Origin of the sequence: Streptomyces sp. NPDC059499 (assembly GCF_042749285.1) — a bacterium.
In the GTDB taxonomy this organism is placed as follows: domain Bacteria; phylum Actinomycetota; class Actinomycetes; order Streptomycetales; family Streptomycetaceae; genus Streptomyces.
In genome coordinates this window covers 44,234-66,110 of record NZ_JBHYTT010000014.1, presented here as the reverse complement: position 1 = coordinate 66,110, position 21,877 = coordinate 44,234, and the positions used below count along the sequence as shown (strand labels likewise).

Genomic DNA, 21,877 nt, shown 5'->3' with positions numbered 1-21,877 from the left:
ACGGACCGCCCACGACTCAACAGGCGACATCCGGCACCTCCGATGGCAGGATCAGCGCAACTCACTGACGAAGTGAGCCCGTTGGCCGACCGCACATTGGAGATCCCATGTCCGATCGTTCCGTGTTTCCCCTGCTGGCCACCGCGACCGCCGCGGTCACCGCCGTCGCCGTTCTCACGGGCTGCACGAGTACCAAACCCTCGGCGTCGGGTGGCACAGAACTGGAGTTGGTCAACTCCGGCAAGCTCACGACCTGCACACATCTGCCGTACGAGCCCTTCCAGGTACGCAAGGGCGATGCCATCGTCGGCTTCGACGTGGACCTCGTGGATCTGGTCGCCAAGAAGCTCGAGGTCACCCAGGAGATCGTGGACACGCCCTTCGAGGGCATCCAGAGCGGCGAGGACCTCAACGCCCGCAAGTGCGACCTGGCCGCGGCAGGCATGACGATCACGCCGGTGCGTGCGAAGAACCTCGACTTCTCTGCCGCCTACTTCGAGGCCACGCAGGCCCTGGTCGCCAAGAAGGGGTCCTCCTTCACCTCTCTGGCGAGCCTCAAGGGAAAGAAGCTCGGGGTCCAGCAAGGCACCACCGGGGAGACGTACGCCCAGAAGAACGCCCCGGGGGTGACGACCGTGCAGTTCGAGGACCTTGCCCTGCTGCTCACGGCAGTCAAGACCGGACAGGTCGACGCCGCGGTGAACGACAACGGCGTGCTCTTCGAGTACGTGCGGAAGAACCCGGACACCGAGGTCACCGCCGAGTTCAACACGGGCGAGGAGTACGGCATCGGAGTGCGGACCGGAAACGATGCGTTGCGCAAGGAGGTGGACGCGGTGATCAGCGAGGCCAAATCCGACGGAAGTTACGACCGCATCTACAAGAAGTGGTTCCCCGCCGCCCCCAAGAGTTGAGGAATCCACCACTGATGCCCATATCCCGCCGACAACGGACCCGAGCCATCCGGGGTGTTCAGTACGCCGTCCTCGCCGCCGTGACAGCCGTAGTCGCCCTGACCGCCGACTGGGGCGAGATCGGACGGGCGTTCTTCGATGTGGAGGTGGCCAGGGCGCAGTTCCCCGACATCATCACCACCGCCCTCGTCAACACCGTCATCTACACCCTGCTCGGCTTCGGTTTCGGGCTGGCCATGGGGCTCCTGCTCGCACTGATGAGGCTGTCGCACGTACCTCCGTACCGCTGGCTGGCCATCGCCTACATCGAGTTCTTCCGCGGGGTTCCCGCCCTGCTGGTCTTCATCGCCCTCGGATTCGGCGTCCCGCTCGCTTTCCAGGTGGCGCTCAATCAGTACGTCACGGTGATGCTGGCGCTGGGGCTCGTCGGCGCCGCCTACATGGCGGAGACGATACGGGCCGGAATCCAGGCCGTCCCCAAGGGACAGATGGAGGCGGCGCGTTCACTCGGAATGTCGCAGGGCCGGGCGATGGTGTCGATCATCATTCCGCAGGCCCTGCGCATCGTTCTGCCACCGCTCACCAATGAACTGATCCTGCTCACCAAGGACTCGTCCCTGGTGTATCTGCTGGGCCTGTCACTCTCCCAGTACGAGTTGGCGAAGTTCGGGCGGGATGCCCTGAACCAGAATCGCAGCCTGACCCCGATCCTCATCGCCGGACTCTGCTACCTGATCATCACCCTGCCGCTCGGCCATCTGGTCAGGCGGCTCGAAGCGCGTACGGCGAGGGCGAGGTGAGTGCGATGAAGGCTGTTCCTGTGACGGACGGCGCGGCAGCGGCGAACACACCGGCGATCGAGGTGCGGGGCCTGCACAAGTCGTTCGGAACACTGGAAGTGCTCTCCGGCATCGACTTCACGGTCGCCCGGGGTGAGGTGGTGTGCGTCATCGGCCCGTCCGGCTCGGGCAAGTCCACGCTGCTCCGTTGCGTGAACCTGCTGGAGGAACCCACCTCGGGAACGGTCATGGTGGCCGGTACCGAGGTCACCGACCCGGATGTGGACATCGACAGTGTGCGCCGACGGATCGGCATGGTCTTCCAGTCGTTCAACCTCTTCCCGCATCTCACGGCGCTGGAGAACCTGACGCTCCCTCAGCGACGGGTGCTCGGGCGCGACAAGGCGGAAGCTGCGCGGATCGCCCGCGAACGGCTGGCCCGGGTGGGCCTGACCGACAAGGAGTCCGCCTACCCGGCGCAGCTGTCCGGCGGTCAGCAGCAGCGGGTGGCCATCGCGCGGGCACTGGCCATGGACCCGGAACTGATGCTCTTCGACGAGCCGACGTCCGCCCTGGACCCGGAACTGGTGGGGGACGTCCTCGCCGTGATGCGCTCACTGGCCGACGAGGGGATGACGATGCTCGTCGTCACCCATGAGATGAGTTTCGCCAGGGAGGTGGCGGACCGCGTCGTCTTCATGGACGGCGGGGTCATCGTCGAGGAGGGTACCCCGGCACGGGTGATCGGCGCGCCGGGTCATGTCCGCACCCGGTCCTTCCTCGCGCGCGTGCTGACTCCGGCCACCGCGGGCCTGAGTGAGGAGCCGGCCGGGGACGCCGACGGGCCGGGAAGGCAGTCCGGCCCGGTCTAGAACCGCAGCCGAGGGGGCAGGGAACCCGTTTCCTGCCCCCTCGGGCTCTGAGAACACCGTCTCGACAGCCCGCTCGTCCCGCGCGTCGTACAGAACCGCGGGGCATGCCTCAGTCGTCCGTCCCGCCCTCGACGAGTCGCCTCAGTGACGGAAGCAGGGCGTCGATGTCCTGACCGGTCCGGAACGCGACGACCGTCGTACCCGCTCCTGCCACCGGCGCGTCGCCCGCCGGGAAAAGGGCCAGCACCTCGCGCATCGCCTCGTCCACCTCGCCGACCGGGTCCGTCGTCTCCCCCCGGAGCCAGCGGCGCAGTACGTGGTTGTGGGCCGCGACCACCGCGGCCGACATCAGTTCCGCCCTGAGTGACGCCGACTGGACCGCGTCACCCATCCAGTCCGCGATGAACTCACGGAACAGCCGCTGGTAGCGCGCCACGCTGGCGATCTCGCGGTCCCGCAGGGTAGCCACCTTGCTGGTGAGCAGGTACCTGCGCCGCGCGAGCTCACCCTCGTCGAGGTAGTGCAGCAGAACCAGACGGACCGCGTCCGAGACGGCGACCAGGGCAGTGCTGTGGCTGGAGGTCGCCAGCCGGTCCCTGATCAGGTCGAGGAGCCGGTCGTGATCGGGGAAGATCACATCTTCCTTGGAACGGTAATGCCGGAAGAACGTCGTACGCCCCAGACCGGCCCGCTCAGCGATGTCATCGACGGTCGTCCGGTCGTATCCGCCCTCGTCGAACAGCGCGAAGGCGGCCTCTGCGAGTCGGGTCCGCGCGGAAGGCTTACTCATGATCGCCCATCTTTCCCCGTTTCAGGCTCGAGAGGCCACTTGCCCTGTCGAATGATACTGAGTACCGTCAGGGCGAGATTCAGTACCGCTGGAGGTTCAGGGTGATTTCCATGACGCGCGGCACGTCCGACCGGCCTGCCGATCCAGCCGCTCCTCGACGGCTGGACATGGGCGGATTCCGACGCGAAGGCCCGGCCGAGGACTCCCGGGCGCTACCCGCTCACCCGGGGCGCGTACCCCTCGACGAACCCCGGTCGGCCCCGGACGATGCGACAGCACGCCGGCTTCGACACCGCGAAGGACCCGACGAGCCGACCTCGGCACCCTGACCCGCCCTGCGCGCGAGGGCACCCGCCGCCCACCGCCCCAGCAACCGCCCGCGCACTCCCGCCTCGAGCCCAGGAGCACCTGTGCACTACCGGACCACCAACGAACCCGCCCCGGAGAGTGCCGAAGAACCCTCCCTTCTCCGCTTCCAGCGATGCACCTGGTGCACCAGCGCCCTGTTCGGCCACCGCTGCATCTGCCCGCACTGCGGCGGCGAAGACCTCACATGGGAGGACAGCCAGGGCGCCGGCCGGATAGACGACTACGAATACAGACCGCGGAAAGGGCATGTACCCCGTCTCGTGTGCCTGGTCGGCCTGGACGACGGATTTCGCATCGAGGCGCGCCTCAGCGGGTGCACCCTGCCCGCACCCCGCATCGGCACGCGGGTGCGCTTCCAGCGGTTCGCGGACGGAAGAGTGCCCGTTTTCACGGTCCAGGCGCCCACCGCCGCATAGTTGACCTCGGCCGTGACCGGCCGACCACGATCCCGCGCGCACTCCCACGGCGCCCTGAGCAAGGGCGGCCTCGCCGGGCACGCGACGGATTGAAGACGAAGCCGTCCGCCCAGAAGGGTGAAACACGCCCGCGTAGTCACCGCCGTGCCGCATGAGTTCGCGGCGTGCGCCGGACTCGGTGATGCGTGCGTCGTCGACGGTGGAGACGGGGTCGCACTCGACGAAACGCGCCGGACTTCGGCAGACCGCACGACACTCCGGCCCTGACCCGCCCTGCCTCGCATTTCGGGCACGTGAGGCGCGCGCACAAGATCCACACCTCATGGTGATCCCTCAACTCCCTTTATTCCAGGGGGACTTACCAACCAGTCGCGACCTTGTGGCGTACGTCACACCACGGAGCCCTGGTTCACGCAACCACACGTCCTGGCACCATGCACGACCGTACTTGCCCGTAACCCGGTCAACGAAAGGTCAGGTGCACAGGATGAGAATCACTGCCCGTCGCGTCGGGGCGCTGATACCCGCGCTCGCAGTTGCGACCGGTCTCCAGTTCGCCGTCTCCCCCACCGCGCAGGGTGCGATCATCGGCGATCTTCGCCTCGCCCCCTCCGTAACCGCTGTACAGAACAGCTGGATTGTCGTCCTGAAGGACGGCAGGACCAATGCCGCCGATCTCGGCGTCACGCCCAAGCACACTTTCCGAAACGTCCTTGAGGGCTTCTCGGCCTCCCTGTCGGAGACGAGGGCGAAGGCGCTCGCCGCCGACCCGCGTGTGGCGTACGTCGAGCAGAACTCGATCGTGCGGCTCAACGACACCCAGTCCGACGCGACCTGGGGTCTCGACCGGGTGGACCAGCGGAACCTTCCGCTGTCGACGACGTACTCGCACGCCACGTCCGCTTCGAACGTGAACGCGTACATCATCGACACCGGGATCCGCACCTCCCACAGTGAGTTCGGCGGACGCGCAAGCATCGGCAAGGACACCGTGGGCGACGGCCGGAACGGCCAGGACTGCCAGGGCCACGGCACCCATGTGGCGGGCACCGTCGGCGGCAAGACGTACGGCGTCGCCAAGGGCGCCAAGTTGATCGCCGTACGCGTTCTGGACTGCGAGGGTTCCGGCACCACCGCCGGCGTCATCGCAGGCATCGACTGGGTGACGGCCAACGCCAGGAAGCCGGCGGTCGCCAACATGAGCCTCGGCGGAAGTGCCAGCACCTCGCTCGACGACGCGGTGAAGAAGTCGATCACCTCCGGCGTCAGCTACTCGATCGCCGCGGGCAACGGCCTGCCGATCCTGGGGCTGCCCGCGAACGCGTGCAACTACTCGCCCGCCCGCGTCCCCGAGGCGATCACGGTCGGCGCGACGGACAGGACGGACAGCCGCGCCTCGTTCTCCAACTACGGCACGTGCCTTGACCTGTTCGCTCCGGGGGTCGACATCACCTCGGCGTGGAAGGACAGCGACTCCGCCACGAACACCATCTCGGGCACGTCCATGGCCACCCCGCACACGGCCGGTGTGGCAGCGCTCTACCTCTCTGCCCACCCCACCGCGACCCCGGCCCAGGTCCGGAACGCCCTGGTGAACAACGCGACGAGCGGCAAGGTCCGCAACCCCCTCACGGGTTCGCCGAACAAGCTGCTGCACTCGATGTTCTAGAAGGGCTCGGTCACATGGTGCCCGAGGAGCTCCCACCCGGCAGGTACGGCCGCTCCTCGGGCACCACCCGAGCGTCACCTTCTAGGATCTGAGACATGGCAACAAGGCTCGTGCAGATCAATATGAAGGCCCTGGACGACTCCGCGCTCGGCCGGTTCTGGGCCGAGGCACTCGGTTGGGGTGTCGACAGCGAGGGACCCGGCGTGACCAATCTCGAACCCTTGGGCTTCGTCTACCCCGACCCTGTGGCGGTCTGCATCGACATCGTCGCCCGCCCGGAACCCAAAACGGTGAAGAACCGGGTGCATCTTGATCTGGACACCACCTCCACAGCCCACCAGGCGGAGTTGGTCGCGCGCCTGAAGGATCTCGGCGCGACGCTCGCCGACGTGGGCCAGGGTGACGTCCCCTGGACGGTCATGGCCGACCCGGAGGGGAACGAGTTCTGCGTCCTGGAGCCCCGTCCCATCTACCGGGACACCGGGCCGATCGCTGCGGTGGTTGTCGACTGCACCGACCCACGAGGGATGGCCCGGTTCTGGGGCGAGACGATGGACTGGACGCTGCACGAGGTCACCGACGACCGCGCGGCCATGCGTTCCGCCAAGGGCGTCGGCCCCTACTTGGAGTTCCTGCGCACCCCCGACACGAAAAGCGTGTGGAACCGTGTCCACCTCGACGTCAGCCCCTACCCCGGTGACGACCTGGCAGCGGAGGAAGCACGTCTGCGCGCTCTGGGCGCCACCGACCCTGGTATCGACCAGTCCGCTGTCTCCTGGACGATTCTGGCCGATCCGGAAGGCAACGAGTTCTGCCTTCTCACTCCTCGCTGAACTTGAGCAACGGCTCCGGCCGTCTTTCGGGTGGCCACGAGCGGGCCGTCGTAGGCAAGACCGGATCAGGGGGCGAAGTGGCAGGATGACACGGTGCTCGACTCACTGCGTGAACTGTGGCTGCGCGGCATCGCCTTCAATCCGGCGGCGCCCTCCGACGTACTGGTACGTCTGTTGGATCAAGGGGCCGGTGAGGCCGGACTGTTGATGTGCGAGGGTCGTGACCTGCCTGACGCCGTTGTCGACGCTGCCCTGCGCCATCCGGCCGAAGTCATCCGTCGCGCGCTCGCCCGCAACCGGTACGTCGACCCGGCGCGGCTCGCCCCCTTGGCGACGGACCCGTCGGGGATCGTCCGCGCAAGGCTCGCGGCCGGCCCCCCTCACTACCCCCGTTGGGTCCGACCGCTGCCGGACGACATCCTCGTGACCCTCCTGTTGGCCCAGGACGGAGGCGAGGACGGAAAGGTCACCGCGAAGGAGATCGTCGGGGAGCTCGATTCGTCCCGGCAGATCCCGCTGTCCTTCTTCCGCTCCATCGCCGGCCACGAGCACCCCGAACTCCGGATACGGGCAACGTGGAGGTGGCAGTCACTCACCCCGGCGCAACGAGCCGGACTGCTCGAAGATCCGGACCCCGCAGTCCGTGAAGCGGCGCAGGACAGGAACTGGCAGCTGGACCCGGAACGGGTGGAGGCCATGCTGCCGTCCTTCGGTTCGCGCAACGAGTTCGTGTTCGCCACGTGTGCTCTGTCCCCCGCGCTCGTCGAGCACTGCTTCGCGGACGGCACGGTGCTCCCCTTGGCCCGTAACCGGCACACCCCGGCCTACGCCCTGGCCCGGCTCGCCCGCCACCCCGACGCGGAGGTCCGCGCGTTGATCGCCGCCAGGCCCGACGTGGGACCGGACCTGGTGGCGGAGTTGGGAGAGGACCCGGACGAGCACGTGCGGATGTGCGCGCGCCTCCATCCCTTCCCCCGCACCTGGGCGGAGCACTGGGCGATCGACCGGGTCATCGGCCACGGCCCTGACTGCACCTGCCCGATCCCCGAGTCGACTACCGGGCCGGCCGTCGGGCCGTCACCCGACTGGTTCGCCGCCTGCGCGGTGTCCGAGGAACCGGTGCTCCGCCGGGTTGCGGCAAGTTGGCCGGGCCTGTCGGCGGAACTCGCCGAGCCGCTCGCGCAGGACGACGACGAGGAGGTGAGGATCCGGCTGGCCTGCCACCACCCGCTGGCTCCGCCGCACCTCCTCCTGGATGTCTTCGTCACCCGCCCGGCCCACCGTCCGCACCTGCTGGCTCTGCCCGCGTTCCCCCGTACCGGCTGGGCTCACCTCGTCGACCACCCGGATCCAGAGGTTCGGGCCCTGGCCGCAGCCGATCCCGCCTTGCCCGACCCCCCGGTGAGGGACCCCGACGCGTCAGTGCGCCGTGGAGCGGCCGCCAACCCGGGCCTGTCACCGGAAACCATGGAGGCCCTCCTCGCCGACCCCCTCACCGCCGAGGGCGCTGCAGCCAATCCGGCCCTCCCTGTTCCCCGCATGCACGCACTCCTCGACCACTGCCTGGACGTCACCACCATCTCGCCGGGGGCGGGCGTTTCCAGATCGCGGTCCTGACACCCGCGGCCAGGAAACGGGACTCCGCTTACATGGCTGCGTGCAGGTTCTGCGTTTTCGTGAGCAGTTCCGTGTGATCGTGAGCGCCGATTGAGCAACTGATCGACGACGCCCAGCGACTGCTGCAACTCCTGGAGGCACTGTCCAGCTCCCGGGGCGAACCAGTCGGAGGGGGGATCGGTGAGGCCCGGATGCCTGGGGCGAGCGGCGCTGGTGCAGGTGCACTGTTTGACGGTGGCGGGTCTTCTCAGCTCACTGCCGCAGTCACGGTCCGGATGCTAACGAAGGACCGGTTCAAGCAGCAGTTCGCTCAGGGCCGCCGGCATGGTGATCATGCAGTCGTGTCCGGTCGGCAGTTCTCGTATGCGTGCCGGGGAACCGTTGGGCTGTGTCGCGGGGACGGGCCGGCGCACGATGCCTTCCGGTTCTGCGCCGACGCAGTGGATGTGTGTGCGTGGAACCGTGTCGGCGGCTGGGTTGTCCAGTCGGACCGGTTGCTGCAGGCAACGCACCGGTTGGTCGGAGAGTGTCGCGCGCAGCCATGCGACGTCCGCCGGGTCGGTGACCCCGAACAGGCCGAGGGGCGGGAGCATCTCGGGCAGTGGCGGGATGCGCCAGCCGGTGTCGGACTGGGCGGCCAGGTCGATCAGGTTCTGGGTCATGGGCTGTACATCGACGGCGCTCTCGCCGTGCTCCGGGACCATCGCGTCCAGGTACACCAGGTGCGCGATCCGTTCCGGCACGTCGTTGGCCACGGACGAGACGACCAGCCCCGCGTAGCTGTGGCCCACGAGCACTACCTCGGTCAGCTCCTCCTCGTGGATCAGCTTCACGATGTCCTCGACGTGCGTGTCGAGCCCCACCTCGGGTCCGAGCAGGTGTGCCTTGTCGCCGTAGCCGGTCAGCGAGGGCGCGAACACGCGGTGTCCGGCCGATTCCAGCAGCGGGACCACTCGTTCCCAGCACCGGCCGCTGTGCCAAGCACCGTGTACAAGCAGAAACGTTGACATGAGGGGAATCTCTTTCTCTCGGGGAGGGGGAGGCCCGAGAACTTGGCAGTTCTGTTCCGTGCCTCGGTACTCTTCGGGAACCGACATCATCGTGCTGCACCTGCCGCACCTTGATCAATACGGCACATTGAGGTGCCCCGGTTCTGTGGAGGTAACCATGAGCGGCACCGCGGGCGGCCAGGCGCGGCCGACTCGGCCGGAGGACCCGTGCAAGGCCCGTGAAGTGCTCGGCATCGTCGGCGACAAGTGGTCGCTGCTGATCGTGCGTAACCTCAGCCAGGGGCCGCGCCGCTTCACCGAACTCAAGCGGGCCACCGACGGGATCAGCCAGCGCATGCTCACTGTCACCCTGCGTAGCCTGGAACGCGATGGGATCCTCACACGAACCGTCCGCAACGTCATGCCGCCGCACGTCAGTTACGAACTCACCGCGACGGGCAGGACCCTGCGCGAAGCCACCGCACCCCTGTTGGAGTGGAGCATCACGCACCTGACGCACATCGACGCTGCCCGCGCCGTGTACGACGCCCGCCCCGACACACCTCCCGCCTGACCCCCGCCCGGCCGGACTCGCCGATCAGCAGGGACAGTTTCATCGGCTTCCTCTGGTCAGCGGTGAGCTGCCGCCAGGTCGCCCCCTGCGTTCGACTGCGATGAGCCTCACCCAAGCCGCGACGTCCACATCCTTGTCACGGCCGCACCCCAGGGCCTATCGCGCAGGCACCGCCCCTGGCGGTGCCTGCCCGGCGCGCCCGGTCAGTGCCCTGCGGGGAACAGCGCAAGGAGCCGAGCACGCTGCCCGGAACCGAGGCCTTGGACGCGGCGGCCCTCGGAGATCCGCAGGTCGGCAAGTAGTTGGCAGGCGCGGACGGCACCGATGCCGGGAAGCGATTCAAGGACGCGGCGCACCCGGATCTTGCCGACCACCGCGTCCTTACGGGCGAGCAGGTCCCTCAGCGGCAGGGTCCCCTCCTTGAGCTGGGCCATCAGGTCGGCGCGCTCCTTGCGGACGGCCTTCGCCTTCTCCAGCGCTTCGGCTCGCTGGGAAGGGGTCAAAGCTGGTGGATCCACCATCTGTTCTCCTTGTTCGCGCGACAGTCGCGTGGGCGCTCCCGTCTGCGGTGCGGCGCGAAACGCCTCGATGACGTAAGCGGCGAAGCGGCGGGAGGCTGTGAGCCGGGCCGGGCGGGGCACGTGCTGGAGGCCCTGGTGAGCTGTGAGCATCAGGATCAGGTCGTCGACAACGAAGCCGGGACGGAGCTGGCCGGTCTCCTGGGCACGGCGGGCCAGTTCGGTGACCGCCCGCGCGGTCCGCTCGCGGTCGGCGGCGAAGTCCATGGACTGAGGGAAGACCGTCATGAAAGCGTCGGCGAATCCGCGGCTGTGGGCGTGGAGTTCGCAGATCCGCTCGATCAGGCTCTGGAATCCGTGCCAGGGGTCCGCGTCCATGAGGGCGTCGCGGACGGCGGCGTGACAGGCTCGGTGCTGCTCGGTGAAGGTCTGCGCGATCAGTTCCCGCTTCGTCGGGAAGTGCCGGTACAGCGTGGCGGGGGCCAGGTCTGCGTGCCGGGCGACGTCGCGCATGGGTGCGCTCAGACCCTCCTCGCCGAACACCAACCGGGCAGCGTCCAGGATGCGGGCCCGATTGTCGCGGGCGTCGGAACGCACGGTCTGAGGCAAGTGGCCGGTCATCGTCTCTCACTTCAGCTGGACGGACGCAGGAGCCCGTTACGGTCCGATGGCGGTCCCACCACCCCACCCCGGCAATCCGCCGGTGGCCCTGGCGGTGGGGCCGATTCGATACGCACGGTCGCAGCAGTGATGGCGGTCCGTCCACCGACCCGAGGAGCAGAGATGAAAGCCGTCGTCATCAGGACGTTCGGAAACCCCGAAGGCTTGGAGGTCATCGACGTGCCCGTGCCCGTTCCTGCTCCGGGGCAGGTGCGGATCGCCACGGAGGCGATCGGCGTGGGCGGCGTGGACGCCGTGATCCGCCGGGGAACGCTCGCCGCCCACGGGTTCCGGGCTGGGCATGTCCTCGGCAGCGAAGTCGCAGGATGCGTCAGCGCGGTGGGACAGGGTGTGGACGCCTCGTGGGTCGGGCGGAGCGTATGGGCGTTCACCGGCCTGTCCGGTGGGTATGCCGAGCAAGCCGTCGCCGCGGTCGATGATGTGCTCCCGCTGCCCCACGGCCTGACCGGCACCGACGCGGTTGCCCTCGGCGGCTCCGGTGTGGTCGCCCACTTCGCCCTGGAGCGGGCCCGTCTCGCACCCGGGGCGACGGTGCTCGTGCGAGGTGCGGCCGGCAGCATCGGGATCACGGCGGTCCAGCTCGCGGCGAAGGGCGGCGCGGGCGCGGTGGCGGTCACCACCTCATCGCCCGAGCGCGGTACCCGCCTGAAAGAGCTCGGCGCCACGCACGTCCTGAACCGCTCCGGTGAGGGCGACGCAGATGCCCCGGCGGTCTTCGACGTGGTGATCGATGTCGTGGGGGGTCCCCAGCTTCCCCTCTTCCTGGACAGGTTGAACTCCAACGGGCGGTACGTGGCCGTCGGCGTGGTCGGTGGGCAGCCGCCGGCAGACTTCGGCATGCGGCTGATGGATTCCTTCCGCAGATCGCTGTCGTTCGCCACCTTCAGCTCCGACACCGTGCCCGGCCCCGACCGGCAGGCCGTGCGCTCTTCCCAGTTCGCCGACGCCGCGCTCGGGAACCTGCGCACGGTCGTGCACGAGGTACTGCCACTGGAGCAGGCGGCGCTGGCTCACCGCAAGATGGACGCGGGGGAGGTGTTCGGGAGAGTCGTGCTGGTGCCCTGAGCTGGGTAGAGACGGCGTTCGCCGCGCCGGGCAGCACCCTTTTACCCTTGCGGGCTGATCCCCCGTACCGTCAGGGCGAGCAGTCGGTGCGCTTCGGCGGCCGGGTCCCGGTGATGCTCCGTGGCGAGTGCGAGACCCGTGACCAGCGAGACCAGGTCGGCGGTGGTCACCTCTGGTGCCACCGCGCCGGCCCGTGCGGCGCGGTGCAGCAGTGGATCGACCGCGCCGCCAAGGCGCACTGCGCAGGCATTGACGTGGCCCGCGTCGTCCGTCCCGTCCTGGACCAGCGCATCGGCCATGCCGCGCGCGGTAGTTGCGTACGTGGTGAGCGCACTCAGCCAGTCCAGCAGCGCGGCCCGTGGGTCGTCCGCCTCGGCGAGATCGACGGCACGGGCACAGAGGGCGTCAATCCGGTGGCTGAACACAGCCTCCAGCAGGGCCCGGCGGTTGGGGAAGTGTCGGCGCACGGTGGCCGATCCGACTCCGGCGGTGCGGGCGATCTGCTCCAGGGAGGCATCGGCGCCGTGCGCGGCGACCTCCTCCTCCGCCACGGCGAGGATCCGCGCGTAGTTGCGCCGGGCATCCGCGCGCTGGACCGTCATGGCATCTCCGTGCTTGCTAAGTGGCGGGGCCCTCCGTATCGTACCCGAGGTAAATGGCGGACCCCGCCGTTTACGTCCGGATGCGATCCGAGGAGCAGCATGAGCACACCCTCCGCCCCCGTACTGGTCGTCGGCGCCACCGGTCAGCAAGGTGGCGCCACCGCTCGCGCCCTGCTCACGGCGGGGATTCCCGTTCGGGCACTGGTCCGCGACCCCTTGAGCGCCCGAGCCAAGGCCGTCGAGGCGCTGGGCGCCGAGCTGGTCACCGGCGACCTCGACGACCTCGGCTCCGTCCACCGGGCCGCCATGGGCGTGCGCGCCGTCTTCTCCGTCCAGATGCCCGACATGGACGGCCGCGGGTTCGAAGGCGAGGTCGCGCAGGCCGGCAACCTGATTGGTGGCGCGCGGGCCGCCGGGGTCCCGCAGTTCGTACACACATCAGTCTCCGGTGCGGGCCAGCACGTCAGCTGGGTCAAGGGCCGGTGGGCGTGGATGGAGCCATATTTCAGCGCCAAGGCCGGGATCCAGGACCGGGTCCGTGATGCGGGCTTCACCCACTGGACGCTCATCAAGCCGGGGTTCTTCATGGAGAACTTCCACCCCTGCGCGCAGATCATGTTCCCCCGCGGGGTCGCGGGCGGGTTGGTGAGCCTGCTGAAGCCCGCGACCCGGCTGTCCCTGATCGCCGTCGACGACATCGGCGCGACAGCCGCCGCGGCCATCGCCGCACCGGAGCGGTTCGACAGGATCGAGCTCGAACTGGCCGGCGACTTCCTGACTATGACGGACATCGCCGCGGTCCTCTCCCGGACTCTGGGCACCGAGCTGACCGCGCCCGACATGACCGCAGACGAGGCGACCGCCGCCGGGATGCCCGGCATGGGCTTCGCGCAGGCTCACATCAACGAAGAATCTCAGCCCGCCCGCCCCGCGTTCGCACGGAATCTGGGTCTGCCCCTCACCGCCTTCGAGACCTGGACACAAGAGCATCTCCGGGACACCAGGTGACGCCGGTCGGCGCCGAGCCGGAAAGCAGGCCGCGAGCGGCGCCCCGGCCGGGTCCGCGTCAGAACGACACGGGGCCGCAGCCGCGCTGCTGGAGGGCGGCGAAGTCAACGTGTGCCGTCTCGACGGCCTCCGGGACACCTGGGCCTTCTCGTACTCGGCCGAACTGCCGCACATTGAACCGCTGTCGGCAAGAGAGATGTCGCCGTCGGAAACCGCCGGCCCCGGGAATGTCAGTGGCTGGTGGCAGACTCCGTCGGCATGAGTGATCAGGTGCGTTTGAGAGACGTTGAACCGGCCGATCTGGAAGAGTTCTTCACGCAGGAGCACGATCCTGAGGCCGTGCAACGGTCGAAGTTCCCGCCCCGGGAACGGGAAGCCTTCATGACCCACTGGACGACGAAGGTTCTTGGGGACCCCACCAACTTCGTGCAGGCCATCACCGTCGACGGAGCACTTGCGGGCAACGCGGTGGCATGGTGGGACGAGGAGCGGCGCTTCATCGGGTACTGGCTCGGGAGGCAGTACTGGGGCCGGGGAATCGGCACGCGGGCACTTGCGCTCTTCCTGGAGCGGGAGAAGGCACGCCCCCTGCACGCCGATCCCTTCGTCGGGAACACCGGCTCGGTACGACTGCTGGAGAAGCACGGCTTCCGGCGTACCGAGACACTCTGGTACGGCGAGCATGAGCACATCATGTTGGTGCTCGACGAGAACACCGCCTGAGCCCACCACTCACCCAGCGCCGAGCGGGCCGAAGGCACGAGCGCGGGCGTCGTCGGCCGGCTCGGCATCAAGCTCATCCGCCCGCCGCTCCGGCTCGTCTCGGTCCTCCTGCTCGGGGCCGCCTGCTCGCCCCCGCCATCGACACCGCCGCCAAGTAACCACCCGCGAAGGGAGATCCGCCAGGTTCAAGCCCAAGGTCCCCACCATGCCCCAACCCACCGGCCTCATCACCCCGCCGGCGCTGGAGGGGTCGGCGGAGGTTTGGGGGCCGTCGCTGGCTTTGACTTTCCGTTCTGGTCCAATGTCTCAAAGTGTCGCTGCGGATACGACGAGATGAGGACGATCATGGGTTTGTGGGACCTGCCACCCACGGACGTTCGCTCGCTGCTGCGCGAAGAGCGAGCGGCACTGCTGGCGCTGCTGAACGACCTGGACTTGTCGGCATGGGATCGGCCCACGGTGTGTCCGGACTGGTCCGTCAAGGACGTCGTACTGCACATCTTGGACGATGACCTGGGCTGGCTGTCCCGGGGGCGCGACGGCGACCGGTCCGGATCGCTGACTGGCTTCGCCGACCACAAGTCTTTCATCGCGGCGCTGAACGACAAGAACCACCGGTGGGTGGAGACCAACCGCGTGCTGAGCCCGCGAGTGATCAGCACCCTCCTCGGCGTGGCCGGCACGGAGATGGACGCCTACTGGGCATCCATGGACCTCATGGCAGAGGGCCGCGTCGCTTGGGCCAGCCCGGACCCCGTACCGCTGTGGTTCGACATCGCTCAGGACCTCACCGAACGCTGGGTGCACCAACAACAGATCCGCGACGCCGTCGACCGGCCGGGAGTACGAGACAAAGGCTTCCTCGGCCCCGTGCTGCGAACCTTTCTGTGGGCGCTCCCCCTCCACTACGCACCCCTCACGGGTCCGGACGCAGACCTGGCGATCCACCTCAGCGGGGCTGGAGGCGGCTCCTGGCGGCTGCAGCGGCGCCGGGGGCAGTGGGATCTGGTCGAGCTGAACCTGGTGGGCACGATCGAGCCGCCGGACGCGACAGTCGAGCTTGACACGAACTCTGCCTGGCGAATGCTCACAGGAGCGCCTTTTGACCACGGCCGGGTCATGCAATCGGGCGATCCGGAACTGGTCAGTCACTTCGCGGGGGCCCGCGGCATCCTCATGTGAATTGAGTCCAAGCCCAACCCCTGAGATCCGTCGAGTCGCCAGGTCGCTGATCCAGGACAGCTGGCCAGTGACGGCCCTCAACACAGCTGAGAAACCTGCGCGCAGGGGGACTTAACGACTACGACCACCTGTGGCGATGGCTCCGCCATACGCCTCCTCTGTCATAACAACTCCCAACTCTTCCGACAACGTCTTGGGACCGTAACCACAGGCACCGACAGCGAGGTTGGCACGGCGATCCCGGTGCTGCTGCGACGGGAGGTCCTCAAGCAAGGAAGTTGGAGATCGGACGATGTCCCGATCAGTTGACCGTCACACTGCCGACCCGTGCCCGCGGTGCTTCGTCGAATCGGTTCGTCCCGGCATCCCGTCGGCTGCCACGGGATGCGATGTTGTGGGCTACTTCTGCGAAAACTGCGCGAACGCATGGAGCCGGCCGGTCGAGGCCGATCTGGAGGTCTACGACATCGTCAGGGTGGATCTCCCCAACACCACGCTCTACGGCACCGTTTGGCAGGTGGAAGGCGACCGCGTCCAGGTGCGCGGTTCGGGTGGTCAGTGGCTGCTTTGGGTCGAGCGATGGCGACTCATCCTCTACTGACCGGCAGTCCCCACCTAAAAGTTGTCGTACAGCTTCCCTTTTGCCCCGCCTTGGCCGCACCGCAGCTGGTCACCCCTCTTCCTGGTGCCCTTCTAGGGCTGCGACGGAGGCATGCTCACCGGTCCGTGTGGCGGTCGCTGTTCTCTTGGACTGGGTGTTGTGCAGTGCCACGAGTTCGCTCAGGTCGTTCGAGACCATCACTTGTGCAAGACGGCCGGCCACTGCCACAACCCTCGGCCATGCTGTCGCTTGAAGGTACTGGTCGTCGGTGTCGTCCGGAGCCTCGGAGCCTGCGGCATTGAGCGCAGCGCCCAGCTGACGCATGAGTTCGACCTCTTCCTCGGTCCGCAGACTGGTCCCGAGGTACAGCTCTGGTTGGTCGGCGTCGCAGAAGTCATCGAAGAGCACGTGAAAGATGTGGTCCAGGTTCTCGAAAGTCGACGGGTCGAGCCACACCGCTTGCTGCCACGGGGGGTTGGCCAGGGCCAGCACTGCGGGCACGAGGTTGACGCGAAAGTTTGCCAGGAGCTGACTTTCCTCGGTCACGGGCCGGAGCGTAGAGCCACCCGCTGAGTGGTGTCGAGTCGATTCCTCTGCCAGAGCCCAGGTGGCACGGCTCCCCCGGAACTTGGGAATCACCGCACACTCAAGTTGAGAAGAGGGTGCACACGTCGCGCACGGGCGCTCATCGTTCTGGACGCGTTGCGGGGCAAGCTCAGCCGACCGGATTCGAACCGGCGTCCTCGCGGTTTTGGAGACCGCGCGCGACTACCTCTGCGCTACGGCTTCGCCCGCTGCGATCCTAGTCCGGTCATCATTGAGTACGCCCCCATGCGGGGAAAGTCGGCTTCTCCGTACGGGGCGTGCCTGGTAGGGCTGACACTCCCCCCAGGAATTCGAGCCCTCGTCTGCCGACAGCCTGCGCAGGGTCGTACCGTCGCCGATCCGCGCTCATTCAGCCTCGCCCGTTCGTTGACGTGCGGCGGCGTCGATGTCAGCTGGTGATGTCAGGCCAGTGGGTGTTCGTCCGGCCGAGGGGCCCGTACGAACTGGGTGCACCGCTCGTCGCAGGCGCCCATGGCATGAAAGTTCCGCCGGGCTTCGGTGAGGCTCAGGGAGCCGTTCGGCCCGCCTCGAACCCGATCCGCGTCCTGGTCGTCCTGCCCGTCGTCCTCCCAGAAGCATACGGAGCAGATCTCGAAGTTGCCGCGCTCGTCGAGCGTGACGAAGCCGCAACAAGGACAGCGGTACGGGCCGCTCTCGGCAGTCCCGTGGACGTCTACGAAAGGAGTGGCCACGGCTGCATCCTGCCCTGCTGCGGGAGTCCACCGCGACCCGATAGATGCGGCCGGGCCGCGGGCCCAGGAACTCGTGGGGCCACGGTCGTGGCCGAATCCGCATGGCAGGATTCCCTGATGACTCCTTCCCCGCCCACTCCCGAGACCGTGTCCACGGTGGCAACCGATGCTGGAATGCTCGCTCTGTGGAACCCCCAGCGCTTCGCCGGCATCGTCGATGACGACACCTGGGACCTGCAGCTCGGCGAGGACGAGGACGTTGAACGGCATATACGCAGCGGTGCCCTCGTTCCCGTCAACATCCGAAGTGACGGCGCCTTCGGGGTGCTGGTCCGCATAGGGGGCGTCGGCCTGCTTGCGCAGCTGACAGAGCGGGAGAGCACGCACCGCCTGGTCACCTCGGACGCCTACCTTCTGCATTCGTCGGGACAGGTGTGGCTCAGCGGCATAGAGGCAGTGGGCGCCGAAGCGTGGCCTGGAACCGTCCGTTGCGATCTGCCCGTGGGCTGCTATTCGGTAGTGATCCACTTGATTGCGTGGGAGGACGAACCGGGCACCGTCTACGAAGAGGGTGTCCCGTCCGAGGCTGCCCTCCCCGACTTCGTCGTTCTCATCAACCCCGCTGTGTCGGAACAGGACACCTTCCGCTCCGCAGTGGAGACGTTCGACAAGGTGGAAGACTGACGGCCCGGGCCAACCGTCAAGCACCACGCACTGTCGGTCCGTCCGCAAGAAGGCTGGTCAGGGGTCTTCTCGTGCGGAACTGGAGCCAGGTTTCTGAACGGGTCCAGGCAGAGGAGAAGCCCCCGGCCGACGGCCTGGGGCTTCCATGGAGCGGGTCACGAGAATCGAACTCGCGCTCCGAGCTCGGGAATCACTGACTGTCCGGTGGGCAGACGCCCCACGGATTCTCCAGTGGAAGATATGCGGGCTCAGGCGGTGGGGCGGCGCCGGGCGCGGAGCAGGCGGACGCCCTTCACGACATAGACGAAGGTCAGGAGCGCGAAGCCGACGAGACTGAGCCAGAACCAGGATTCCGCGACCATGAGACTCAGGAGCAGGCCGCCGAAGAGCAGCAGGGAACTGCCTGAATCCAGCAGGTCGAGACGCGCCTTGGAGCGCACTGCGGAGTCGGAGTCGCGCAGTCGGCGGGTCAAGGGGACGAGGGCGAGGGCCTGCAGGACGGCGAGGCCGAGGGCGATCCAGACGAACCAGTCGGGTATGTCCACGGCGCGCACTGTACCGCCCGTACGGGACCCTCGGGACGAAGATCCGTAGGAGGTACCGAGGACCTGTCCCGGGTGATCATCCGGTAGGGCACCTCGGTGATACTTTGACCGGAATCGTGGGAGGGGTGGGCGTGCAAATGGACGGTGACCTGCGGCGTGCGGCTGTCGTGGCACTGGCCGCACTCGGCCGGAGCGACGACTGGCGTGACCGGGCGGACGCCGGTCACAGCCTGGCAGGGTTCGCCGAGATGCACGAGGCCGTGGAGCCGCTGCTGGGGCTTGTGCTCGACTCCGGTGACACCTTCGTCACCCGGCGGACCGCGGAGGGCTTGCTTCGGCGAAAGGACAGGGCCGGACTGGCGATAGTCGCGTCCGCACTGGCGGTCGCCAACGACAACCACGCCGATTACATCCATACCGCGGTCGTCGATGTCTTCAGCATCTTCTCGGACGACCTGGACGAGGGTCTGCGGCTCTGCGAGGAGATGTCGGGCGACAACGACGAGCTGGTTGCCCTGGGTTCCCGTCGAATGTACGAGAGCCTGACGCAGATTGATCCCGTTCTTCGCCCCGCGTAGCCGGGCTCGATCGCACCGGCTCTCGGCCGGTTCACGACCGGGGGCGATCGTCTTTCGACTCGCCACGGGTCGCTCCGGGACCGCCCGGCTCCATGGGCTCCCCCGGGGTGGAGAGCTGGGCGACGGCGTCGACGCCGACCACCGCTCCGGTGGACTTCCTTCCGCGTCGCAGCCTGCGCTCCAGCCACGAGGCGAACGTGGTGAGCGCGAAGTTCAGCACGACGAAGATTACCGCGACGACGGTGAAGCACGCGATCGTGTTGGCACCGTAGTTCGCGCTCATCGGGCGGACCGAGGCGAGTAGCTCGGAGAAGCCGAGCAACGCGCCGCCGAGGGCGGTGTCCTTCACGATGACCACCAGCTGGCTGACCAGCGCCGGCAGCATCGCGGTGACCGCCTGTGGGAGGAGCACGTTCGTCATGGTCTGCCCCTTGCGCATGCCGATCGCCTTCGCGGCATCGGTCTGTCCACGGGGCAGCGACAGGATGCCTGCGCGCACCACCTCGGCGAGCACCGAGGCGTTGTAGAGGACGAGCCCCGTGACCACGGCGTACAGCGGGCGGTTGTCGGGGCTGACGTCGGTGAACTCCGCGTAGGCCGCGTTGGCGAAGAGCATCAGGATCAGTACGGGGATGGCTCGGAAGAACTCCACGACGGTTCCGCCCGCTCCGCGCACCCACCAGTGTTCGGAGAGCCGGGCGATACCGAAGAGTGCCCCGAGGGGCAGCGCGATGACCATGGCGAGCACTGCGGCGATGATCGTGTTCTTCAGCCCTGGCCAGATGTACGTGGACCAGGCGCGGGAGTCCGTGAAGAAGGGTCTCCATTTCGCCCATTCCAGCTGGTTCTTGTCCGTGAGGCTCTGGATGACCCACCAGATCACCAGGCTGAGCGCCACCAGGAACACGACGGTGTAGAGGACATTGCGCCGCTTGGCGCGCGGCCCTGGTACGTCGTAGAGGACGGAGGTCATCGCTTCACGGCAACCTTCTTGCTGACCCAGCCCAGGAACAGCCCGGTCGGCATGGTGAGGCAGATGAAACCGGCCGCGAAGACGGCGGAGATGAGGATGAGCTGAGCCTCGTTCTCGATCATCTCCCGCATCAGGGTCGCGGCCTCGGCAACTCCGATCGCGGCGGCCACGGTGGTGTTCTTCGTCAGCGCGATCAGTACGTTCGCCAGTGGGCCCACGACGGAGCGGAATGCCTGCGGAAGAACGATGAGCCTGAGCACCTGGGGGAAGCTCAGGCCGATGGCGCGCGCGGCCTCCGTCTGCCCGATGGGAACGGTGTTGATGCCGGAGCGCAGCGCCTCGCACACGAATGCGGAGGTGTAGGCGATCAGGCCGAGCACGGCGAGCCGGAAGTTGATGGTCTCGAAGTCTTCCGCCCCGAGGCTGACGCCGAGCGTTTGGAACAGTCCGAGCGAGGTGAAGATGATGATCACCGTCAGGGGGATGTTCCGCACGACGTTCACATAGCCGGTGCCGAAGCCGCGCATGAGGGGAACGGGGCTGACCCGCATGGCGGCCAGGATCGTTCCCCAGATCAGGGAGCCGATGGCGGAGTAGACGGTGAGCTGCACCGTCACCCAGAAGGCCCCCAGCAGGTCGTAACCCTCAAGAAAGTCGAACACGATCTCCCACGATTCCGGGTGGGCGAAGTATGAGGCGCGCCGCCCGCGTGCGGGGCGGCGCGCTGGTCAGCCCCGTTCAGGTGACGACGACGCCGATCTTCGGTGCGGGCTCGTTCTTGTAGTCCGCCGGGCCGAAGTTCTTCTCGACGTACTTGTCCCAGGTGCCGTCGGCGACCATCTTCTCCAGGGCCGTGTTGATCTTGGCCTTGAGGTCACTGCCGTTCGGGACGCCGATTCCGTAGTTCTCGTTGCTCAGCTTGAATCCGCCGAGCCTGAACTTTCCTTCGAACTCCTCCTGGGAGGCGTAGCCGGCCAGGATCGAGTCGTCGGTGGTCACCGCGTCGATGACCCCGTTCTCCAGGCCGGTGATGCACTCCGAGTAGCCGCCGTACTCCTGCAACTGCGCCTTGGGTGCGAGCTCCGTCTTGACGTTCTGCGCCGAGGTGGACCCGGTGACGGAACAGAGTTTCTTGTTGTTCAGGTCTTCGGGCTTCTTGATGGAGTCGTCGTCCGCACGGACGAGGATGTCCTGGTGTGCCAGCAGGTAGGGACCCGCGAAGTCGACCTTCTTCTCGCGCTCGTCGTTGATCGAATAGGACGCGGCGATGAAGTCGACGTCGCCCCGCTGGAGCAGCGTCTCGCGGTCGGCACTCTTGGCTTCCTTCCACTCAATGTCGCCGGGTTCGAAGCCGAGCTCCTTGGCGATGTACGTCGCGACATCGACGTCGAAGCCCGTGTAGTCGCCGTCCGGAGTCTTGAGACCGATCCCGGGCTGGTCGAACTTGATGCCGATGGTGATCGTGTCGGCGCGGCTGCCCGCCGCGGTGCCTGCGGCGGTGTCGTTGCCACCGTCGGAACCACAGGCGGCCGCGGTCAGGGACAGCAGGAGTGCGGCCGCAGCCGCGGCGGTGGTCTTGCGAGGATTCATGGTGATC

The 21,877-nt window shown here is 67.6% G+C and carries 24 protein-coding genes and 3 pseudogenes; 16 read left to right on the top strand and 11 right to left on the bottom strand.

Annotated elements, in window-relative coordinates:
• Positions 1 to 107 precede the first annotated feature (107 nt).
• Genes ACFW9O_RS27800 through ACFW9O_RS27790 form a run of 3 tightly spaced genes read left to right on the top strand, consistent with a single transcriptional unit; the run spans position 108 to position 2,565 of the window.
• The gene (locus ACFW9O_RS27800) at positions 108 to 914 is read left to right on the top strand and encodes an ABC transporter substrate-binding protein (protein WP_384613111.1); all 807 of its coding nucleotides are present in this window, start codon (positions 108 to 110) and stop codon (positions 912 to 914) included.
• Positions 915 to 928: 14 nt separating this feature from the next.
• Positions 929 to 1,714: an amino acid ABC transporter permease gene (locus tag ACFW9O_RS27795; RefSeq protein WP_351174876.1), complete on the top strand. Its 786-nt coding sequence runs from the start codon at positions 929 to 931 to the stop codon at positions 1,712 to 1,714.
• Positions 1,715 to 1,719: 5 nt separating this feature from the next.
• Positions 1,720 to 2,565, top strand: a complete 846-nt coding sequence (locus ACFW9O_RS27790; protein WP_384613108.1) for an amino acid ABC transporter ATP-binding protein — start codon at positions 1,720 to 1,722, stop codon at positions 2,563 to 2,565.
• A 109-nt stretch (positions 2,566 to 2,674) separates the two neighbouring features.
• Here the strand turns inward: ACFW9O_RS27790 and ACFW9O_RS27785 are convergent, their stop codons facing one another.
• On the bottom strand, positions 2,675 to 3,355 hold the full coding sequence (locus tag ACFW9O_RS27785) for a TetR/AcrR family transcriptional regulator (RefSeq protein ID WP_384613104.1): 681 nt from the start codon (positions 3,353 to 3,355) through the stop codon (positions 2,675 to 2,677).
• Between the two features lie 135 nt (positions 3,356 to 3,490).
• On the opposite strand from ACFW9O_RS27785, the pseudogene ACFW9O_RS27780 reads away from it, so the two are divergent.
• The 5 genes and pseudogenes from ACFW9O_RS27780 to ACFW9O_RS27760 all read left to right on the top strand — a co-directional run.
• Positions 3,491 to 3,649, top strand: a pseudogene (locus tag ACFW9O_RS27780) (methylmalonyl-CoA mutase family protein); the annotation flags it as partial.
• Between the two features lie 116 nt (positions 3,650 to 3,765).
• Positions 3,766 to 4,140 carry a Zn-ribbon domain-containing OB-fold protein gene (locus ACFW9O_RS27775; RefSeq protein ID WP_384613102.1) on the top strand — a complete coding sequence of 125 codons (375 nt, stop codon included), beginning with the start codon at positions 3,766 to 3,768 and terminating at the stop codon, positions 4,138 to 4,140.
• A 487-nt stretch (positions 4,141 to 4,627) separates the two neighbouring features.
• Positions 4,628 to 5,809, top strand: coding sequence for a S8 family peptidase (locus ACFW9O_RS27770; RefSeq protein ID WP_384613100.1), 1,182 nt, complete (start codon positions 4,628 to 4,630; stop codon positions 5,807 to 5,809).
• A gap of 95 nt (positions 5,810 to 5,904) precedes the next feature.
• On the top strand, positions 5,905 to 6,642 hold the full coding sequence (locus ACFW9O_RS27765) for a VOC family protein (RefSeq protein WP_384613098.1): 738 nt from the start codon (positions 5,905 to 5,907) through the stop codon (positions 6,640 to 6,642).
• 93 nt (positions 6,643 to 6,735) lie between these two features.
• Complete coding sequence (locus tag ACFW9O_RS27760) at positions 6,736 to 8,259, top strand: hypothetical protein (RefSeq protein WP_384613096.1); 1,524 nt, start codon at positions 6,736 to 6,738, stop codon at positions 8,257 to 8,259.
• Positions 8,260 to 8,537: 278 nt separating this feature from the next.
• Here the strand turns inward: ACFW9O_RS27760 and ACFW9O_RS27755 are convergent, their stop codons facing one another.
• Entirely contained in the window at positions 8,538 to 9,269 is a 732-nt protein-coding gene (locus tag ACFW9O_RS27755; protein WP_384613094.1) for an alpha/beta hydrolase, read from the bottom strand.
• Positions 9,270 to 9,426: 157 nt separating this feature from the next.
• Between ACFW9O_RS27755 and ACFW9O_RS27750 the strand changes: the two genes are divergently transcribed.
• Positions 9,427 to 9,822: a winged helix-turn-helix transcriptional regulator gene (locus tag ACFW9O_RS27750; RefSeq protein WP_384613092.1), complete on the top strand. Its 396-nt coding sequence runs from the start codon at positions 9,427 to 9,429 to the stop codon at positions 9,820 to 9,822.
• A 203-nt stretch (positions 9,823 to 10,025) separates the two neighbouring features.
• Here the strand turns inward: ACFW9O_RS27750 and mihF are convergent.
• Positions 10,026 to 10,319: pseudogene (gene mihF, locus ACFW9O_RS27745) on the bottom strand (integration host factor, actinobacterial type); the annotation flags it as partial.
• 45 nt (positions 10,320 to 10,364) lie between these two features.
• Positions 10,365 to 10,961: pseudogene (locus ACFW9O_RS27740) on the bottom strand (TetR/AcrR family transcriptional regulator); the annotation flags it as partial.
• A 162-nt stretch (positions 10,962 to 11,123) separates the two neighbouring features.
• Between ACFW9O_RS27740 and ACFW9O_RS27735 the strand changes: the two are divergent.
• Positions 11,124 to 12,086, top strand: a complete 963-nt coding sequence (locus tag ACFW9O_RS27735; RefSeq protein ID WP_384613090.1) for a zinc-binding dehydrogenase — start codon at positions 11,124 to 11,126, stop codon at positions 12,084 to 12,086.
• A gap of 41 nt (positions 12,087 to 12,127) precedes the next feature.
• Here the strand turns inward: ACFW9O_RS27735 and ACFW9O_RS27730 are convergent, their stop codons facing one another.
• Positions 12,128 to 12,688 (bottom strand): TetR/AcrR family transcriptional regulator, encoded by a 561-nt coding sequence (locus ACFW9O_RS27730; RefSeq protein ID WP_384613088.1) that lies wholly within the window; start codon positions 12,686 to 12,688, stop codon positions 12,128 to 12,130.
• 99 nt (positions 12,689 to 12,787) lie between these two features.
• Between ACFW9O_RS27730 and ACFW9O_RS27725 the strand changes: the two genes are divergently transcribed.
• The 4 genes from ACFW9O_RS27725 to ACFW9O_RS27710 all read left to right on the top strand — a co-directional run bounded on the left by ACFW9O_RS27725 (position 12,788) and on the right by ACFW9O_RS27710 (position 16,202).
• Positions 12,788 to 13,696 (top strand): NmrA family NAD(P)-binding protein, encoded by a 909-nt coding sequence (locus ACFW9O_RS27725; protein ID WP_384613086.1) that lies wholly within the window; start codon positions 12,788 to 12,790, stop codon positions 13,694 to 13,696.
• A gap of 258 nt (positions 13,697 to 13,954) precedes the next feature.
• The gene (locus tag ACFW9O_RS27720; protein WP_384613084.1) at positions 13,955 to 14,419 is read left to right on the top strand and encodes a GNAT family N-acetyltransferase; all 465 of its coding nucleotides are present in this window, start codon (positions 13,955 to 13,957) and stop codon (positions 14,417 to 14,419) included.
• A 261-nt stretch (positions 14,420 to 14,680) separates the two neighbouring features.
• On the top strand, positions 14,681 to 15,601 hold the full coding sequence (locus ACFW9O_RS27715) for a maleylpyruvate isomerase N-terminal domain-containing protein (protein ID WP_384613082.1): 921 nt from the start codon (positions 14,681 to 14,683) through the stop codon (positions 15,599 to 15,601).
• 394 nt (positions 15,602 to 15,995) lie between these two features.
• Positions 15,996 to 16,202, top strand: a complete 207-nt coding sequence (locus ACFW9O_RS27710) for a hypothetical protein (RefSeq protein ID WP_384613080.1) — start codon at positions 15,996 to 15,998, stop codon at positions 16,200 to 16,202.
• A gap of 69 nt (positions 16,203 to 16,271) precedes the next feature.
• Here ACFW9O_RS27710 and ACFW9O_RS27705 read toward each other — a convergent pair whose 3' ends face one another.
• Both ACFW9O_RS27705 and ACFW9O_RS27700 read right to left on the bottom strand, forming a co-directional pair.
• Positions 16,272 to 16,748 (bottom strand): hypothetical protein, encoded by a 477-nt coding sequence (locus tag ACFW9O_RS27705; protein ID WP_384613078.1) that lies wholly within the window; start codon positions 16,746 to 16,748, stop codon positions 16,272 to 16,274.
• Positions 16,749 to 17,209: 461 nt separating this feature from the next.
• A complete protein-coding gene (locus ACFW9O_RS27700) occupies positions 17,210 to 17,500 on the bottom strand; it encodes a CPCC family cysteine-rich protein (protein ID WP_384613076.1) in 291 nt (96 codons plus the stop codon).
• 117 nt (positions 17,501 to 17,617) lie between these two features.
• Here ACFW9O_RS27700 and ACFW9O_RS27695 point away from each other — a divergent pair, with 117 nt between their 5' ends.
• Positions 17,618 to 18,184 carry a hypothetical protein gene (locus tag ACFW9O_RS27695; protein WP_384613074.1) on the top strand — a complete coding sequence of 189 codons (567 nt, stop codon included), beginning with the start codon at positions 17,618 to 17,620 and terminating at the stop codon, positions 18,182 to 18,184.
• A gap of 248 nt (positions 18,185 to 18,432) precedes the next feature.
• Here the strand turns inward: ACFW9O_RS27695 and ACFW9O_RS27690 are convergent, their stop codons facing one another.
• On the bottom strand, positions 18,433 to 18,729 hold the full coding sequence (locus ACFW9O_RS27690) for a hypothetical protein (RefSeq protein WP_384613072.1): 297 nt from the start codon (positions 18,727 to 18,729) through the stop codon (positions 18,433 to 18,435).
• Between the two features lie 137 nt (positions 18,730 to 18,866).
• Between ACFW9O_RS27690 and ACFW9O_RS27685 the strand changes: the two genes are divergently transcribed.
• Entirely contained in the window at positions 18,867 to 19,307 is a 441-nt protein-coding gene (locus ACFW9O_RS27685; RefSeq protein WP_384613070.1) for a hypothetical protein, read from the top strand.
• Between the two features lie 31 nt (positions 19,308 to 19,338).
• Here ACFW9O_RS27685 and ACFW9O_RS27680 read toward each other — a convergent pair whose 3' ends face one another.
• The 3 genes from ACFW9O_RS27680 to ACFW9O_RS27670 form a co-directional block, all read right to left on the bottom strand.
• Positions 19,339 to 20,280, bottom strand: coding sequence for an amino acid ABC transporter permease (locus ACFW9O_RS27680; protein ID WP_384613068.1), 942 nt, complete (start codon positions 20,278 to 20,280; stop codon positions 19,339 to 19,341).
• Complete coding sequence (locus ACFW9O_RS27675; protein ID WP_351174916.1) at positions 20,277 to 20,942, bottom strand: amino acid ABC transporter permease; 666 nt, start codon at positions 20,940 to 20,942, stop codon at positions 20,277 to 20,279. The genes ACFW9O_RS27680 and ACFW9O_RS27675 overlap by 4 nt, the downstream gene beginning before the upstream one ends.
• 76 nt (positions 20,943 to 21,018) lie before the next feature.
• On the bottom strand, positions 21,019 to 21,870 hold the full coding sequence (locus ACFW9O_RS27670) for a glutamate ABC transporter substrate-binding protein (protein WP_351176244.1): 852 nt from the start codon (positions 21,868 to 21,870) through the stop codon (positions 21,019 to 21,021).
• Positions 21,871 to 21,877 lie beyond the last annotated feature (7 nt).

Excerpts from the sequence above, each read along its gene's own strand:
- ACFW9O_RS27750 (WP_384613092.1), top strand. The coding sequence starts at position 9,427 with ATGAGCGGCACCGCGGGCGGCCAGGCGCGGCCGACTCGGCCGGAGGAC.
- ACFW9O_RS27685 (WP_384613070.1), top strand. The coding sequence starts at position 18,867 with ATGGACGGTGACCTGCGGCGTGCGGCTGTCGTGGCACTGGCCGCACTC.
- ACFW9O_RS27720 (WP_384613084.1), top strand. The coding sequence starts at position 13,955 with ATGAGTGATCAGGTGCGTTTGAGAGACGTTGAACCGGCCGATCTGGAA.
- ACFW9O_RS27755 (WP_384613094.1), bottom strand. The coding sequence starts at position 9,269 with ATGTCAACGTTTCTGCTTGTACACGGTGCTTGGCACAGCGGCCGGTGC.
- ACFW9O_RS27680 (WP_384613068.1), bottom strand. The coding sequence starts at position 20,280 with ATGACCTCCGTCCTCTACGACGTACCAGGGCCGCGCGCCAAGCGGCGC.
- ACFW9O_RS27735 (WP_384613090.1), top strand. The coding sequence starts at position 11,124 with ATGAAAGCCGTCGTCATCAGGACGTTCGGAAACCCCGAAGGCTTGGAG.
- ACFW9O_RS27800 (WP_384613111.1), top strand. The coding sequence starts at position 108 with ATGTCCGATCGTTCCGTGTTTCCCCTGCTGGCCACCGCGACCGCCGCG.
- ACFW9O_RS27765 (WP_384613098.1), top strand. The coding sequence starts at position 5,905 with ATGGCAACAAGGCTCGTGCAGATCAATATGAAGGCCCTGGACGACTCC.
- ACFW9O_RS27730 (WP_384613088.1), bottom strand. The coding sequence starts at position 12,688 with ATGACGGTCCAGCGCGCGGATGCCCGGCGCAACTACGCGCGGATCCTC.
- ACFW9O_RS27670 (WP_351176244.1), bottom strand. The coding sequence starts at position 21,870 with ATGAATCCTCGCAAGACCACCGCCGCGGCTGCGGCCGCACTCCTGCTG.
- ACFW9O_RS27790 (WP_384613108.1), top strand. The coding sequence starts at position 1,720 with ATGAAGGCTGTTCCTGTGACGGACGGCGCGGCAGCGGCGAACACACCG.
- ACFW9O_RS27785 (WP_384613104.1), bottom strand. The coding sequence starts at position 3,355 with ATGAGTAAGCCTTCCGCGCGGACCCGACTCGCAGAGGCCGCCTTCGCG.
- ACFW9O_RS27795 (WP_351174876.1), top strand. The coding sequence starts at position 929 with ATGCCCATATCCCGCCGACAACGGACCCGAGCCATCCGGGGTGTTCAG.
- ACFW9O_RS27695 (WP_384613074.1), top strand. The coding sequence starts at position 17,618 with ATGACTCCTTCCCCGCCCACTCCCGAGACCGTGTCCACGGTGGCAACC.
- ACFW9O_RS27725 (WP_384613086.1), top strand. The coding sequence starts at position 12,788 with ATGAGCACACCCTCCGCCCCCGTACTGGTCGTCGGCGCCACCGGTCAG.
- ACFW9O_RS27770 (WP_384613100.1), top strand. The coding sequence starts at position 4,628 with ATGAGAATCACTGCCCGTCGCGTCGGGGCGCTGATACCCGCGCTCGCA.